Genomic DNA, 382 nt, shown 5'->3' with positions numbered 1-382 from the left:
AGGTCGGGCAGGTAGGCGTCCGGGTTCGCCTCGGCCAACCGGCGCCGGATCGTAACGGCTTCCTCGGCCGGGGCCAACGCCTGCTCCCGCCGCCCCAACCCGGACAGGAAGGTGCCGAGGTTGTTCAACGACATGGCGAGGTCGGGCAGGTAGGCGTCCGGGTTTCCCTCGGCCAACCGGCGGTAGATGCCGGTGGCTTCCTCGGCCGGGGCCAACGCCTGCTCCCGCCGCCCCAACCCGGACAGGAAGGTGCCGAGGTTGTTCAACGATGTGGCGAGGTCGGGCAGGTAGGCGTCCGGGTTCGCCTCGGCCAACCGGCGGTAGATGCCGGTGGCTTCCTCGGCCGGGGCCAGGGCCTGCTGGCGCCGGCCGGTGTTCGCGA

1 protein-coding gene is annotated in these 382 nt (G+C 72.0%); it reads right to left on the bottom strand.

What is annotated here, in order from left to right:
• The coding region (locus ACXN5W_RS30400; RefSeq protein ID WP_473161822.1) for a tetratricopeptide repeat protein at window positions 1-382 on the bottom strand (382 nt) is incomplete at both ends.

The organism is Plantactinospora sp. A48 (assembly GCF_055793945.1).
Note: the sequence above shows the minus strand (reverse complement) of the source record. Positions and strands in the feature narration are given on the sequence as shown.